Below are 13,994 nucleotides of genomic sequence, written 5' to 3' on the forward strand. Positions count from 1 at the left end.
AGGGCGGGATCGATGCGGGACAAGGTGAGCGGCGCTCGGCGCTGGGTGGTGAAGATCGGCAGTGCGCTGCTGACCGCGGACGGTCGAGGGTTGGATCAGGATGCGATGGCGGTCTGGGTCGATCAGATGGTGGCTTTGCGCGACGCCGGGATCGAGCTGGTGCTGGTTTCGTCCGGTGCGGTCGCGGCCGGCATGAGTCGGCTCGGCTGGGCTGCACGACCCAAGGCGGTGCACGAGCTGCAGGCAGCGGCCGCGGTTGGCCAGATGGGCCTGATCAGGGCCTGGGAGAGCAGCTTTGCCCGGCGTGACCAGCAGACGGCGCAGGTGCTGGTCACACACGATGATCTGTCCGATCGGAAGCGATACCTGAATGCTCGCAGCACGCTGCGCACCCTCATCGACCTGCAGGTCGTTCCCGTCATCAATGAAAACGACACCGTCGTCACCGATGAGATCCGCTTCGGTGACAATGACACCCTGGCTGCGCTCGTGGCCAATCTCGTTGAAGCGGATCTACTGGTCATCCTGACGGATCGCGACGGCATGTTCGATGCCGACCCTCGCAGCAATCCGCAGGCGAATCTGATCAGCGAGGCGCGGGCCGATGATCCGGCGCTCGATGCTGTCGCGGGTGGAACGGGCGGCGCGCTCGGTCGGGGCGGGATGCAGACCAAGCTGCGCGCGGCGCGGCTGGCGGCTCGCTCGGGTGCCTACACCGTCATCGTCGGGGGGCGAATCGAGCAGGTCTTGGCGCGTCTGCAGCAGGGGGAGCGGCTGGGAACCTTGTTGGCACCTGAGCGAACCCGGCATGCCGCGCGCAAGCAATGGTTGGCCGGCCACCTGCAAACACGAGGTACCGTTACGCTGGACGAGGGCGCGGTGCTGGCCTTGCGTCAGGGTCGAAGCTTGTTACCGGTCGGTGTCAAGGCGGTCCAGGGCGGATTTCGTCGGGGTGAGATGGTGGTTTGCGTCGGCCCGGATGGCCGCGAGGTCGCGCGCGGGCTGGCCAACTACAGTGTGGCCGAGACGCAGCGGATTCTCGGGCGGTCGTCCGATGAGATCGAGAAGTTGCTGGGCTATGTGGATGAGCCTGAGTTGATCCACCGCGACAACATGATCCTAGTCTGAGGGGAATCCGATGCGCTTGGCAAAAGCACTGGTGTTGCTGGCGCTGTGCCCCATGACTGGCATGGCGCGGGAGATCGGCGAAGTCGACACTGCCTTCAAGTGGCTGGGACCCAACCACAAGATCGTAGTGGAGGCGTTCGATGATCCCAAGGTCGAAGGGGTGACCTGCTACCTCTCGCGAGCCAAGACGGGCGGTATAAAAGGTGGGCTGGGGCTGGCCGAGGATCGGGCTGAAGCTTCGATTGCTTGTCGTCAGGTGGGTCCAATTCGCATGAGCGAGGCGCTGGAAGACGGGGAAGTGGTGTTTAAGGAGCGCACCTCGCTGGTATTCAAGACCATGCAGGTGGTGCGCTTTTTCGACGAGCCGCGCAATACGCTGATCTATCTCGTCTACAGCGACCGCGTCATCGAGGGGGGCCCTCAGAATGCCGTCACGGCCATCCCCGTTCTGCCTTGGGGCGCTTCGCGCTAGCGGGTGGGCGTTGCCGTTGGCCGCGGCTTGAATCCAGACACAAAAAAACCGGCACTAGGCCGGTTTTTTTTCAAGAACGAACAGCTTAGGCTGCGGCAGTGCCGAGGGCCTTGATGTGGCTGTTCAGGCGGCTCTTGTGACGAGCGGCCTTGTTCTTGTGAATGATGCCTTTGTCGGCCATGCGGTCGATCACAGGCACGGCTGCGGTGTAAGCAGTACGAGCTTTTTCCAGATCTTTTGCATCAATGGCCTTGACTACATTCTTGATGTAGGTACGGACCATGGAGCGCAAGCTGGCGTTGTGGCTGCGACGCTTCTCAGCCTGAATTGCGCGTTTTTTGGCGGAAGGGCTGTTGGCCACCGTCGAACTCCTCGAAAACGTGGGGATACAAAGCAAACAAGGCCGCGAATCATGCCGATGCGGCGGGGGGTTGTCAAGTCCGTGAAAGCTGTGATGAACGCTGGCCGGACAGGAGGCCTGTCGCTAAACTCGCCGCCTCTTCGTCTGTCGTATTGCCCGTCGATCCGCAGGCACAGGCCTGATCGGAACCTTCGCGGCAATTCTAGGAAAACACATGTCCGATACGTCCGGGAAAGGCGGATTGTTGCGCTCCAGCGCGGTAGTCAGCGTCATGACGCTGCTCTCCCGCGTGCTGGGGATGGTACGCGATATGGTGGTCGCCAGCTATTTCGGTTCGGGGGCGGCCGCCGACGCCTTCTTCATCGCTTTCAAGATCCCTAATTTTCTGCGTCGCCTGTTCGCCGAAGGTGCCTTCGCCCAGGCCTTCGTGCCGGTGTTGTCGGAATACCGGACCCAGCGCACCCTGGCCGAAGTCAAGCTGTTGGTCGACCGGACCGCAGGCATGCTCGGGCTGATACTCACCGGGATCACGGCTATCGGGGTGCTGGCTTCGCCCTATGTGGTGATGGTGTTCGCGCCAGGCTTTCATGACGAGCCGGCAAAGATGGCGCTGGCCGGGGAGCTGCTGCGCATCACCTTTCCCTATCTGCTGCTGATTTCACTAACCGCCTTTACCTCGGGCGTGCTCAACAGCTATGGGCGCTTCGCCGTGCCGGGCTTCACGCCCGTTCTGCTGAACGTCTGCATGATCACCTCGGCGGTCTTCCTGACGCCATACTTCGACGAGCCGATCAAAGCCCTTGCCTGGGGTGTGTTCATCGCCGGGTTCGCGCAGCTGGGTTTCCAGCTGCCCTACGTGGCGAAGCTGGGGTTGCTGCCGCGCCCGCGCCTGCGCATCGGTGACGAGGGCGTGCGGCGCATCTTGCTGTTGATGGTGCCCGCGCTATTCGGCGTTTCGGTCAGCCAGATCAATCTATTGCTCGACACGGTGTTGGCGTCCTTCCTCCAGACCGGTAGCGTGTCGTGGCTGTACTACGCTGACCGCCTGTCGGAGTTGCCGCTGGGCGCTTTCGGTATCGCGATCGGGACCGTCATCCTGCCGAGTCTGTCCCGGCAGCATGCCGGCGCCGACCCGAAAGCCTTTTCGGATACGCTCAACTGGGCCCTGCGCATGGTTCTGCTGGTGGGGGTCCCGGCGGCCTTGGCGCTTGGCATCCTGGCCGAGCCGCTGATTGCAAGCCTGTTCTTCTATGGCGCCATGAGCGAGGAGGCCGTGTTGCAGTCCGCCAATGCGCTTGAGGCCTATTCGCTCGGCGTCCTCGCCTTCATGTTGATCAAGGTGCTCGCACCCGGTTTCTTTGCGAGGCAGGACATGAAGACGCCGGTGCGGGTGGCCATCACCTGCATGGTCGCCAACATGGTGATGAACCTGATCCTGATCTGGCCGCTGCAGCATGTCGGTTTGGCCCTGGCCACCTCATTGTCGTCGATGCTCAATGCGCTGCTGCTCTTCTGGGGGTTGTACAAGATCGGTGTCTTCCGTATCGCGCCGGGCTGGGGCATGTTCCTGTTCAGGCTGTGTGGCGGGTGCGCCGCCATGGTCGCCGCGGTGTGGTGGCTGAATGTGCCGACACTCGAGTGGTTCGCCTGGGGCTGGCAGCAGCGAGCCTTGCAGCTGGGTATCCTCGTGGTGGCAGGTATTGCGGCATTCGTGGCGGGGCTGGTGCTGCTGGGGCTGCGGCCCAGGCATCTGCGTCACTGACGGGGCGGGCAGGCGAGTGGCAAACCTGTCCGGCACCGGCTGCTCATGCGTATAATCGGCGACTTTCCAAGCAAGAAGTGCGGTATGCAGCTGGTTCGAGGTCTCCACAACCTGCGGCCCCGGCATCGGGGATGCGTCGCCACCATCGGCAATTTCGACGGCGTTCACCGAGGGCACCAGGCTATCCTGGCGCGTTTGCGTGAGCGGGCCGCCGAGCTGGGGGTGCCGAGCTGTGTGGTGATATTCGAGCCGCAACCGCGCGAGTTCTTCACGCCGCACAGCGCTCCAGCCCGGCTGACGCGCCTGCGGGAAAAGCTCCAGTTGCTGGAAGAACAGGGCATCGACATGGTGTTGTGCCTGGCTTTCAATCGCCGCCTGCGTGAACTGAGTGCGGCCGAATTCGTCCATGCGACGCTGGTGGAAGGGCTGGGTGTCAGGCATCTCGAGGTGGGCGATGACTTCCGCTTCGGCTGCGACCGCGCCGGGGACTTTGATTTCCTGGTGCAGGCGGGTGCGGTCGAGGGCTTTACCGTAGAGGCAGCGCGCACGATAGAGGTCGCTGGCGAGAGGGTCAGCAGTACGCGGCTGCGTCAGGTGCTGGCTGCGGGCGACCTGTCATTGGCGGAGAAGCTGCTCGGGCGCTCATTCAGCATTACCGGGCGTGTCATGCATGGCCAGGCGCTCGGTCGTGAACTCGGCGCGCCCACGGCGAACATCCAGCTCAAGCGCAAGAACGTACCGTTAAGCGGGGTGTTCATGGTCAGTACCGAGGTCGACGGTCGGCCGCAGGCGGCGGTGGCGAACATCGGTATGCGGCCCTCCGTGACCAGTGACGGCAACCCGCATCTGGAGGTGCATTTGCTGGACTATCAGGGCGACCTGTACGGTCGCCTGCTGCGCGTGACCTTTCACCGCAAGCTGCGAGACGAGCAGCGCTTCGCCTCGCTTGAGGCACTCAGGACGGCGATCGAAGCTGACATCGCCGCTGCTCGCGAATACTGGCGGGCTTCACCCTCTACCACGAGTCAGGACTGAAATGACCGATTACAAAGCGACCCTCAATCTGCCGTCCACGGCGTTTCCGATGAAGGCCGGTCTGCCACAGCGCGAGCCGGAGATTCTGCAGCGCTGGAGCAGCATCGACCTGTACGGAAAGCTGCGCCAGATTGGCGAGGGTCGCCCGAAATTCGTCCTGCACGACGGCCCGCCCTATGCGAACGGCAGCATTCATATCGGGCACGCCGTCAACAAAGTCATCAAGGACATCATCGTTCGCTCGAAGACCCTGGCCGGGTTCGATGCGCCCTACGTTCCGGGATGGGACTGCCACGGCCTGCCGATCGAGCACAAGGTCGAGATCACCTATGGCAAGAACCAGCCTGCGGACCTGACCCGCGAGCGCTGCCGTGCCTATGCGGCCGAGCAGATCGAAGGGCAGAAAGCCGATTTCATCCGCCTGGGCGTGCTCGGCGAATGGGACAACCCGTATCGCACCATGGATTTCGTCAACGAGGCGGGAGAGATTCGTGCCCTGGCGAAGATGGTCGAGGGTGGTTTCGTCTTCAAGGGCCTCAAACCGGTCAACTTCTGTTTCGACTGCGGCTCGGCGCTGGCCGAGGCCGAGGTGGAGTACCAGGATAAGAAGTCCGATGCGATCGACGTCGCCTTCCAGGTCGAGGACGCGGACAAGCTCGCTGCGGCCTTTTCGGTCGCCACGCTCGCCAAGCCGGCCAGCATCGTCATCTGGACCACCACGCCCTGGACCATCCCGGCCAACCAGGCGCTGAACGTGCATCCCGAATTCGTCTACGCGTTGGTCGATACCGGCGATCGCCTCTTGGTCCTGGCGGAGGAATTGGTCGAGTCCTGCTTGCAGCGTTATGGGCTGAGCGGCGAAATCGTCGCCCGTTGCGAAGGCCGGGCACTCGAGCTGATCCGCTTCCGCCATCCGTTCTATGAGCGCTTCGCCCCGGTCTACCTAGCCGACTACGTGGAAACCGGTGCCGGCACCGGTATCGTCCACTCTGCACCTGCCTATGGCGAAGACGACTTCCGCTCATGCAAGCACTACGGCATGGAGAACGACGATATCCTCGGGCCGGTGCAGAGCAATGGTGTTTACGTCCCGGATCTGCCGTTCTTTGGCGGCCAGTTCATCTGGAAGGCCAACCCCAACATCGTCGCCAAGCTGGATGAAGTCGGCGCGCTGCTCAAGCATGAAAGCATCCAGCACAGCTACATGCATTGCTGGCGGCACAAGACGCCGCTGATATACCGTGCCACCGCGCAGTGGTTCGTCGGCATGGACAAGGTCGCCCACGACGGCAGTTCGCTGCGCCGTCGAGCGCTGGACGCCATCGAGCAGACCGAATTCGTCCCCGCCTGGGGCCAGGCGCGCCTGCACGGCATGATCGCCGGTCGCCCGGACTGGTGCATCTCGCGCCAGCGGACCTGGGGGGTGCCGATCCCGTTCTTCCTGCACAAGGAAAGCGGCGAGTTGCACCCGCGTACCGTCGAGCTGATGGAGCAGGTCGCGCAGCGCGTGGAGCAAGGCGGAATCGAGGCCTGGTCGAAGCTGGACGCGGCTGAGCTGCTGGGTGACGAAGCGGCACAGTACGAGAAGATCAGCGACACGCTGGACGTCTGGTTCGATTCCGGTACCACACATTGGCACGTGATGCGCGGCTCGCACATGATGGGCCACGCCAGCGGTCCGCGCGCCGACCTCTATCTGGAGGGCTCCGATCAGCATCGCGGCTGGTTCCATTCGTCCCTGCTGACCGGGTCGGCGATCGACGGCCACGCGCCCTACAAGGGGTTGCTGACTCACGGCTTCGTGGTCGACGAGAACGGCCGCAAGATGTCCAAGTCCCTTGGTAACGTCGTCGCTCCACAGGAAGTCACCGATAGCCTGGGGGCCGATATTCTCCGTCTTTGGGTCGCCTCGACCGATTATTCAGGCGAGATGGCCGTCTCCAAGGTGATTCTCCAGCGCAGCGCCGATTCCTATCGTCGGATACGCAACACGGCCCGTTTCCTGCTCTCCAATCTCGACGGTTTCGACCCGGCCAAGCATCTGGTGCCGGCCGATCAGCTGATCGCCCTGGACCGCTGGGCCATCGACCGGACCCTGCTGGTCCAGCGCGAGATCGAAGAAGCCTACTCGAGCTACCGTTTCTGGAATGTCTATCAGAAAGTGCACAACTTCTGTGTTCAGGAGCTGGGCGGCTTCTACCTCGACATCATCAAGGACCGCCAGTACACCACGGGTGCGGACAGCCTGCCACGCCGCTCCTGCCAGACGGCGCTGTATCACATCGCTGAGGCGCTGGTGCGCTGGATCGCGCCGATTCTGGCGTTCACGGCCGACGAGATCTGGCAGTACCTGCCGGGCGAGCGTAACGAGTCGGTGATGCTCAATACCTGGTATGACGGGCTTGTAGAGCTGCCGGCAGATGCCGAACTGGATCGCGCGTTCTGGGAACAGGTCATGGCGGTCAAGGCCGCGGTAAACAAGGAGTTGGAAACCCAGCGCGCGGCCAAGACCATCGGCGGCAACCTGCAGGCCGAAGTCGTGCTCTATGCCGACGAGGCGCTCGTCTCGACGCTGAACAAACTGGGCGGCGAGCTGCGCTTCGTGCTGATCACCTCCTCGGTTCGTGTTGCCCCGTTGACCTCGGCGCCAGCCGAGGCCGTACCCAGCGAACTGTCCGGGCTCAGGCTGCAAGTGGTCAAGACCGCCGATCCCAAGTGTGGCCGTTGCTGGCACCATCTGCCGGACGTGGGTTCGAATGCAGCACATCCCGATATCTGCGGACGCTGCGTGGAGAACATCGAAGGCGCTGGCGAGGTTCGCCACTATGCGTGACGCCATGTCAGTTGGCGCTTTGATGAGCGTTCGTTTCATACGGCAGGTGCGCTCAGTTGGCGGGCGGTGGCCTGCGGAGGTGGGCTTGTGAACGCGCGTTTCGGCAAGCTCACATGGCTCTGGCTAAGCATCCTGGTGATTGCGCTGGACCAGGCCACCAAGCACTATTTCGAAGCCAGGTTCAGTCTGTACCAGACGGTTGACGTAATCCCCGGTTATTTCGCCTGGACGCTGGCCTACAACACCGGAGCGGCGTTCAGCTTCCTGGCTGATCACTCCGGCTGGCAGCGCTGGCTGTTCGCACTGATCGCCATCGGCGTGAGCGTCGTGCTGGTGGTCTGGATGAAGCGCCTCAAGCCCAGCGAGACCTGGCTGGCGATCGCCCTGGCGCTGGTGCTCGGGGGAGCCCTCGGCAATCTCTACGACCGCATGGTGCTTGGTCATGTCGTCGATTTTATCCTGGTGCACTGGCAGTATCAATGGCGCTTCCCCGCGTTCAACATCGCGGACAGCGCCATCACGGTCGGTGCCGTGATGCTGGCACTGGACATGTTTCGTAGCAGCAAAACGAGAGAAACAATAAATGAGTGAGCAGCGCATTGGGTCGGATACGCAAGTGACCTTGCATTTCACCCTCAGTCTGGAGAATGGTAAGCAGGTCGACAGTACGTTCGCCAAGCAGCCTGCGACCTTCAAGGTGGGTGATGGCAATCTGCTGCCAGGCTTCGAGCAGCAGCTGTTCGGGCTCAAGGCAGGGGACAAGCGGACCTTCCAGATCAATCCCGAACAAGGGTTTGGCCAGCATAACGAGCAGAACGTGCAGATCATGCCGCGCAATCAGTTCGAAGGCATGGAGCTGTCCGAGGGCCTGCTGGTGATTTTCAACGATGCGGCAAAGACCGAACTGCCAGGTATCGTCAAACGCTTTGATGATCGCCAGGTCACTGTCGATTTCAACCATCCTTTGGCGGGCAAAACGTTGACCTTCGACGTCGAGATATTCGACGTTAAAGCGGTCTGACATGAGTCGTGCACTGACGCCGCTTTGTAGAAGCGTGCTTGCTGGTGATCGTCTCGCCCTTTGTGCGTGTTGTTACCTATAACTCATTTCGCGTCGTCGCAACCTCAGTCGGTACACTCACCACCCACCCGCCCAGAGCGTCGAGAATTCATATGCAGATCAAACTCGCCAATCCGCGTGGCTTCTGTGCCGGTGTCGACCGCGCTATCGAGATTGTCAATCGGGCCCTGGAAGTCTTCGGCCCACCGATCTATGTCAGGCACGAAGTCGTACATAACAAGTTCGTGGTGGAAGACCTGCGCGAGCGCGGGGCGATCTTCGTCGACGAGCTCGACCAGGTGCCGGACGGGTTCATCGTCATTTTCAGTGCGCACGGCGTGTCTCAGGCCGTTCGCATGGAAGCGGACAAGCGCGGCCTCAAGGTGTTCGACGCGACCTGCCCGCTAGTGACCAAGGTCCATCTGGAGGTGACCAAGTACAGCCGGGAAGGGCGCGAATGCATCCTCATCGGCCATGAAGGGCACCCGGAAGTCGAAGGCACCATGGGCCAGTATGACGCCAGCAAGGGCGGCGCCATTTACCTGGTGGAAGACGAAGATGATGTCGCCAAGCTGGACGTACGCAACCCTGAAGCCCTGGCGTTCGTTACCCAGACGACGCTGTCGATGGACGACACCAGCCGGGTGATCGATGCCTTGCGCGCACGTTTCCCAAGCATTGGCGGCCCGCGCAAGGACGATATCTGCTACGCCACGCAGAACCGTCAGGACGCGGTCAAGCAACTGGCCGCCGAGTGCGATGTGCTGCTCGTCGTCGGCAGCCCCAACAGCTCCAACTCCAATCGCCTGCGTGAGCTGGCGGAGCGTATGGGCACGCCGGCCTACCTGATCGACGGCGCACAGGACCTCAAGCAGGAATGGTTCGAGTCGGTCGCTCGTGTCGGCATCACCGCTGGTGCTTCGGCTCCCGAAGTGCTGGTGCGAGGCGTAATTGACCAGCTCCGTGAGTGGGGCGCCACCGGAACCGATGAACTGGATGGCCGGCCGGAGAACGTGACGTTCTCCATGCCGAAGGAGTTGCGGTTGAAGGTGGTGTGAACAAAGCCGGCTTTCAGCCGACTTTGCTCGATAGGATTATTACTTCCAACAGTCGTTGACAGTGCCTGTACCGGTTTCGGATTTTGCGCCGGAGTTGTCAATGCCCAAAGTTCCACACAAAGTGTCGCGGCTGGCCTGTGTGCCTTGTGGGACGACCGTCATTCTGTACTGAACTGAGGTGGCGCTGTTGCCTATTGCTAGCTGATACAAGTTATTGGCAGACGCGGCACTCGCATACCCCAGCTCTGCTGTTGTCGTTGCGTAGCGGTTGTTTTGTGAAAAAAAACGTTCTTGTCGCGCGGCTGCTTCGTTGAGCAGCGCGAGGCCTTCCGTACGGTTTGAGCGGACAACGTAGTTTTGGTAGCTAGGTATGGCAATCGCCGCCAGCACGCCAATGATGATGACCACAATCATTAATTCAATGAGGGTAAAGCCAGCGCTGTTATTACTCTTCATAGACGTTTTCCCGTTGCAGCTGCTCCAGATCCTCGGCGGTAGGTTGTCTGAGTATTGCCATAGAATCAATCGTTGCTCGAGTGTTAGCCGCATCACCTGAGAAAGATACAGTAGTTCCGAGTTGTAGCTGATGAATCACTGGCCCTCCGTTGGGGTGAAGGCTTTCGGTAACACGGTTCGGAAGTTGGTACAACTGCCCGTTGACACGGATTGTCGACTTGCCTAGATCAACTGCCTGGACCATGCCCACTGATTCAAACGTTGCAGCGTGCGCTGTCAAACAAAAAAGCAGCGGTAGGGTCGCTAGCCGTGGTGTTATCTGCAACATGGTTATTCTCCCATGACTCGCCATGTTTGGCGTCCGCGTGATGTCGGGCCAAAGTCAAGAACCTCTTTTTGGATTCCGGTGTCGGTGTTCAAGAACGCATCGGTGCCCACTATCGCTGGTGAACCGAAGCCCGGGATTCGAATGCTCGAAACCACCGCGCCGTTATAACCATCGGAAGCCGTCACATAGTTATTGCCGGTCATATCCAGTACGTTGAACTGCGTTGCGCCACCGGTGTAGCCGTCGATAGCGATGAACCAACGATCAATGCCTGAGCTGCAAGGATCGGCATTCGGCGTGGTTGTAGCAGCAATCAGAACGTTGGCCCGTGTGGTCATTGCTGTCGCTACGAGTTCGCCTTTTCTGGTGGTCCCTTCTTGAAGATCCAGATACCAGCCATATTTGTTAACGGTTCCGTCGTTGGCGATCCATTGAATATTGTTTCGGCTAATCAAACGGAACTCGCGGCTTCTGGCCGCAGAGTTGTCAGTCTCGCTAAAGGTGTCCGTTTGAGCGCCGCCCATCGTTTGCTGTACGAGATTGCTGCGGCTCAGACTAGGAGTGCTACTCGCATTCTGGCCGGCTGTCTGACGGTCCCAAACGCCGTACAAGGTCTGAGCCACTGAAGTGTTTGCCTGCGCATCGGCAGTTTCAATGTACTTACCAGTGCCAAAACTGACTATGTAGCCCGTTCCGGTTGGGTGACGCAGCAGAGTTGGCGCGGAGGTGATTGCTTGACGCGTCGTTCCATCTGATGCGGTTGCGATGTAAAGCGGGTTCCCATTAAAGGCTACTTTGAAGGTGTTCGCATTCACCGTCCCGGTGTTACGGAAGCGTGGCGTTACGCTTGAATCGAAAAGATCAAAGCGCCATACGTTGCCTTGTAGATCACCAGCGTAAACGTAATCAGTTACCAAATCACCGTTGATATCCACTGCTTTTGGCGTAGAAAGACCATTGACCGTTCCGGCTTGACCAACCTCAAGCTTACGTATAACGGTGCCGTCGAGAGCGTTGATTACAAACAGAGCGGCTTTGTCATCAGTACTGTTGTATCCATTTGCAACGAGCACGCCCCATTTCCCATTGTGCAATTTGGTTATCACCGGTTCAGGGAATGTGAAGCCAAGGTCCTGATCGTTTGTTGAGCTGAACTCCCAAAGGAGTGAAGGGGTGCTTGGATTGGTGATGTCGAGCGCAAATACGGAGCGGCCACCTCCACGCAAAGTGCCAATTAAAATCGTTTTCCATCGCCTCGCGGTCTCATCGTATACATCGCTGACGACCGGTGTCCCGTCAACATAGTATTGGTGTGCGTTCTTATAGCCCTTGTCGCTCAGCAGATTTAGTTTGCTAATAATGCTTGTCGGGATGTATGCGAATACTTCCCGGCCGCTTTCATCAAACGCATGTAGCATGCCGTCGTTGGCGCCTACATAGATTCTTTTAGCTCGAGTGCTATTGGTGTTTCGGAAGTCGGCATAGGTCGAATAGTTAGTGTCGCCGCTAGGATTGGCGGCTTGATCCATCATGTATGCCAGCCGGTCTGGGGCGCCCACAACCACCGGACTCGAGTGAATGATGTCTCCGAGGACGTAGTTCCGTTCCCGGAATGTAGTGCCTTCCAGAACTCTGCTTCCGCGTATAAAGTCGACGCGCGAACTTCCAAGACTATCCGTCACGCCAGTCGCCGTCTTGTTCAAGAGTGCTCTCTGGGTGGTATTCAAGTTGGTCCACGTGAAGTCGGCGAGCACGCCATTTCGGTTATATTTGATGGCTCGCGTCGTCCCTTGAGTCGCAAGAATATCCCTGGCGTTCCAGCCAAGCGTAAGCGCACCATTGCTATCTACATCGTATTTGAGCAGTTCACCGCTCCAGTTATCGCTGGAGAATCGAGCGTAATAGGCTTCGTTGCCTGCGGAGGTAACGGCTGACTCGAGGGATACCGCAGATGCCGACGTCTCCCTGTTTGCGATTCTGCTCAGAATTGCTTTGAATGCCTCGACCATTGCGTCAGGAGAGTCGACACTGAAGAACTCGCCCCGCGAGTTCAGCGCCGCGTGCCATAGTTCGTATACGTTTTGAGCTTGGTTACTTCCAGGCTGAGGCCAGTTGATACTGCCGTCCAACAATCTGGAATATCCGCCTGTGTAAGTGCTGCCACCCCAGGAGGGATCGGTGAGGCTTCGCGTAAGGCCCAACCCAAGCGTGAAGGTTACCAGGTGCTGCCAAGTTGCGGGGTCGTTGCGAGGATCCCAGTACTGAGTATCGGCATTGGCATTTGCGTATGGAATGAAGGGCTTCTGGTCGTTTGTAAGATTGTTATTAGCGTCCTCAGCCCACAGTTTAAATGCCAGGTCCGCGAGCGTAGATCCGTAGCTGTCCTGATAGGGGGCTCGGGGATTGTATGTGGTGTTGTCCGGGAGCGTCCGCTGCGTGCCATCGCTGTTTCCGATATTCAGATTAGTGTTTTCATTCCAAACACCGTCGGTCATTAGAATGTGGTAAGACGGACGACAGGAATATTGGGGTTCTATGGTGGTCCCTGGTGTGTGTGCCCACGGGCTTTCTCGGCCAGTTGTGTTAAGAAAGTTTCCGACGCGTTGTGTCGCGGCTTTAAGAGGTGTACTACCGCTTACGCGTGTGTCAGCAAGCCAGTCAAAAAATTGTTGACGATGGGCCCCGGAAAAGTTGCGTAGTCGGTTCGAATAATTGGTCCCGGAGCCACCTGTGCAATTACCGTTTCCTGCCAAGTAGCAAGAGTTGAGCATTTGCCAAGTTACGCGCACGTTTTCGGGGAGCGAGAGAAACGCAATGTTAGCCGCGGACTGAGTGGCCAGCGCACGGGTGCGATAGAATGAATACCAGTTAGCAAAATTCTGCTGTTCATCCGTGCTGACATTTACTTTGCGGTAGCAGTCATCGTCTTCTAATTGGTTATTGGTGTTTGATGTGCAGCCCTGTTGGTCAGTGTCAAAGACATAGTAGTATGCGGCAACGCCTCTATTTTGATAATAATTGTTAAAGTCTTGCGCCGGGTTGCTTGCGAAGCTTTGAGACGTTTGCGTGGTGACATAAGTGTAAGTTGGGCGATATTCGGAGCCTAAGTTTACATTGCCGCGATCTGCCCTAAAGCCATTAATATATGCTCGAGAGTAACTTGTGCTGTATTCGCTGAGCGTTATCTGGCCAGTAGAGCTGTCATAAGTGACTTTTTTAGGTAACGAATAAGTAGCGTTTGGATTGTAATAAAGGGGGTTGTAATGCGCCGACTTGTATCGACGGCCATTGGTGTTTTGTATGCCATCCGGTGCGTAGGCTCGCTCCATTGAGCCAGAGTCGTCCAGCGTGACAAACAAGTTTGGTGCAACGCCTTCCGTAAGAAATAAGGGTGTTTGTCCAATAGTTAGACCGGTTGCGTATGCTGTTTGAGTGGCTGCACTGATGGCAGTTACCAAGGCGCAACTGAGTGCCGTGCGGCTAACGGTAGATAATTTCATA

The 13,994-nt window shown here is 59.1% G+C and carries 12 protein-coding genes; 8 read left to right on the forward strand and 4 right to left on the reverse strand.

The window, feature by feature from the left end; genetic code table 11:
- Positions 1 to 12 precede the first annotated feature (12 nt).
- Together proB and MST27_RS10075 are read left to right on the forward strand one after the other, a co-directional pair.
- A complete protein-coding gene (gene proB / locus MST27_RS10070) occupies positions 13 to 1,128 on the forward strand; it encodes a glutamate 5-kinase (RefSeq protein WP_243605831.1) in 1,116 nt (371 codons plus the stop codon).
- A 10-nt stretch (positions 1,129 to 1,138) separates the two neighbouring features.
- Entirely contained in the window at positions 1,139 to 1,600 is a 462-nt protein-coding gene (locus MST27_RS10075; RefSeq protein WP_243605832.1) for a CreA family protein, read from the forward strand.
- An 85-nt stretch (positions 1,601 to 1,685) separates the two neighbouring features.
- Here MST27_RS10075 and rpsT read toward each other — a convergent pair whose 3' ends face one another.
- Entirely contained in the window at positions 1,686 to 1,961 is a 276-nt protein-coding gene (rpsT, locus tag MST27_RS10080; protein ID WP_243605833.1) for a 30S ribosomal protein S20, read from the reverse strand.
- 214 nt (positions 1,962 to 2,175) lie between these two features.
- Between rpsT and murJ the strand changes: the two genes are divergently transcribed.
- The 6 genes from murJ to ispH all read left to right on the forward strand — a co-directional run bounded on the left by murJ (position 2,176) and on the right by ispH (position 9,709).
- Complete coding sequence (gene murJ / locus MST27_RS10085) at positions 2,176 to 3,723, forward strand: murein biosynthesis integral membrane protein MurJ (RefSeq protein WP_243605834.1); 1,548 nt, start codon at positions 2,176 to 2,178, stop codon at positions 3,721 to 3,723.
- An 84-nt stretch (positions 3,724 to 3,807) separates the two neighbouring features.
- Positions 3,808 to 4,758, forward strand: coding sequence for a bifunctional riboflavin kinase/FAD synthetase (ribF, locus tag MST27_RS10090; protein WP_243605835.1), 951 nt, complete (start codon positions 3,808 to 3,810; stop codon positions 4,756 to 4,758).
- Between the two features lies 1 nt (position 4,759).
- Positions 4,760 to 7,591 carry an isoleucine--tRNA ligase gene (ileS, locus tag MST27_RS10095; RefSeq protein ID WP_243605836.1) on the forward strand — a complete coding sequence of 944 codons (2,832 nt, stop codon included), beginning with the start codon at positions 4,760 to 4,762 and terminating at the stop codon, positions 7,589 to 7,591.
- 87 nt (positions 7,592 to 7,678) lie between these two features.
- Positions 7,679 to 8,182: a signal peptidase II gene (gene lspA, locus MST27_RS10100; RefSeq protein ID WP_243605837.1), complete on the forward strand. Its 504-nt coding sequence runs from the start codon at positions 7,679 to 7,681 to the stop codon at positions 8,180 to 8,182.
- Positions 8,175 to 8,612, forward strand: a complete 438-nt coding sequence (gene fkpB / locus MST27_RS10105; protein WP_243605838.1) for an FKBP-type peptidyl-prolyl cis-trans isomerase — start codon at positions 8,175 to 8,177, stop codon at positions 8,610 to 8,612. Before lspA ends, fkpB begins: the two co-directional genes overlap by 8 nt.
- Before the next feature lie 152 nt (positions 8,613 to 8,764).
- Positions 8,765 to 9,709, forward strand: coding sequence for a 4-hydroxy-3-methylbut-2-enyl diphosphate reductase (gene ispH / locus MST27_RS10110; RefSeq protein ID WP_243605839.1), 945 nt, complete (start codon positions 8,765 to 8,767; stop codon positions 9,707 to 9,709).
- 39 nt (positions 9,710 to 9,748) lie between these two features.
- Here the strand turns inward: ispH and MST27_RS10115 are convergent, their stop codons facing one another.
- From MST27_RS10115 to MST27_RS10120, 3 genes are read right to left on the reverse strand one after another with little or no spacing between them, the layout of a single operon-like run.
- Entirely contained in the window at positions 9,749 to 10,165 is a 417-nt protein-coding gene (locus MST27_RS10115; protein ID WP_243605840.1) for a type IV pilin protein, read from the reverse strand.
- On the reverse strand, positions 10,155 to 10,517 hold the full coding sequence (locus tag MST27_RS22585) for a PilY2 family type 4a fimbrial biogenesis protein (RefSeq protein WP_420864236.1): 363 nt from the start codon (positions 10,515 to 10,517) through the stop codon (positions 10,155 to 10,157). The genes MST27_RS10115 and MST27_RS22585 overlap by 11 nt, the downstream gene beginning before the upstream one ends.
- Positions 10,496 to 13,993 carry a pilus assembly protein gene (locus MST27_RS10120; RefSeq protein WP_243605841.1) on the reverse strand — a complete coding sequence of 1,166 codons (3,498 nt, stop codon included), beginning with the start codon at positions 13,991 to 13,993 and terminating at the stop codon, positions 10,496 to 10,498. The genes MST27_RS22585 and MST27_RS10120 overlap by 22 nt, the downstream gene beginning before the upstream one ends.
- Position 13,994 lies beyond the last annotated feature (1 nt).

This window comes from Stutzerimonas marianensis (genome assembly GCF_022810315.1).
GTDB classification, from domain to species: domain Bacteria; phylum Pseudomonadota; class Gammaproteobacteria; order Pseudomonadales; family Pseudomonadaceae; genus Stutzerimonas; species Stutzerimonas marianensis.

What these genes read in the sequence shown, in the direction of transcription:
- MST27_RS10115 (WP_243605840.1), bottom strand. Translation starts at nt 10,165, where the DNA reads ATGAAGAGTAATAACAGCGCTGGCTTTACCCTCATTGAATTAATGATT.
- ispH (WP_243605839.1), top strand. Translation starts at nt 8,765, where the DNA reads ATGCAGATCAAACTCGCCAATCCGCGTGGCTTCTGTGCCGGTGTCGAC.
- MST27_RS22585 (WP_420864236.1), bottom strand. Translation starts at nt 10,517, where the DNA reads ATGGCGAGTCATGGGAGAATAACCATGTTGCAGATAACACCACGGCTA.
- murJ (WP_243605834.1), top strand. Translation starts at nt 2,176, where the DNA reads ATGTCCGATACGTCCGGGAAAGGCGGATTGTTGCGCTCCAGCGCGGTA.
- proB (WP_243605831.1), top strand. Translation starts at nt 13, where the DNA reads ATGCGGGACAAGGTGAGCGGCGCTCGGCGCTGGGTGGTGAAGATCGGC.
- ribF (WP_243605835.1), top strand. Translation starts at nt 3,808, where the DNA reads ATGCAGCTGGTTCGAGGTCTCCACAACCTGCGGCCCCGGCATCGGGGA.
- ileS (WP_243605836.1), top strand. Translation starts at nt 4,760, where the DNA reads ATGACCGATTACAAAGCGACCCTCAATCTGCCGTCCACGGCGTTTCCG.
- MST27_RS10120 (WP_243605841.1), bottom strand. Translation starts at nt 13,993, where the DNA reads ATGAAATTATCTACCGTTAGCCGCACGGCACTCAGTTGCGCCTTGGTA.
- fkpB (WP_243605838.1), top strand. Translation starts at nt 8,175, where the DNA reads ATGAGTGAGCAGCGCATTGGGTCGGATACGCAAGTGACCTTGCATTTC.
- MST27_RS10075 (WP_243605832.1), top strand. Translation starts at nt 1,139, where the DNA reads ATGCGCTTGGCAAAAGCACTGGTGTTGCTGGCGCTGTGCCCCATGACT.